The sequence below is a fragment of the Kitasatospora sp. MBT66 genome, assembly GCF_000710405.2.
GTDB classification, from domain to species: domain Bacteria; phylum Actinomycetota; class Actinomycetes; order Streptomycetales; family Streptomycetaceae; genus Kitasatospora; species Kitasatospora purpeofusca.
This window is the reverse complement of record NZ_JAIY01000008.1, coordinates 280,645-280,999: the sequence shown is the minus strand read 5'-3', so window position 1 is coordinate 280,999 and position 355 is coordinate 280,645. Positions and strand designations below refer to the sequence as shown.

The following is a 355-nucleotide window of genomic DNA, read 5'->3' as shown; positions in this document are numbered from 1 at the left end:
AGCTCGGCGGTGCGCTTGCCGGCGACCAGGCCCAGGGCGGTGTGCTGCGCATCGGCCATGTGGTCCGGGTCCTCGGCGCCGTACAGCCGGAACCAGGCCTGCTGCCAGGCGAAGCGGGCGATGTCGCGGCGGGTGAGGAAGCCCCGGCGGTAGAGGCCGACCCCGAGGTAGAAGATCGCGGCCCCGCGCAGGATGGTGTTGTCGCAGTCGAAGAAGGCGGCGGCCCTCGGGTCGTCCGGGTCGGGGGTGTGGTTCTCGGCGGGGGGTCGGGGTGCCTTGCCGCGCCGGGCGCGCTCCGCGTCCCCGGCGGCCTCCGGCTCCGCGGCCGGCCGGGTGTCCGCCGCCGGCCCGGCGC

The 355-nt window shown here is 77.5% G+C and carries 1 pseudogene; it reads right to left on the bottom strand.

Annotated elements, in window-relative coordinates:
• Nucleotides 1-344 (bottom strand): annotated as a pseudogene (locus BI06_RS53720) (HAD-IB family hydrolase); the annotation flags it as partial.
• Between the last annotated feature and the right edge of the window lie 11 nt (nucleotides 345-355).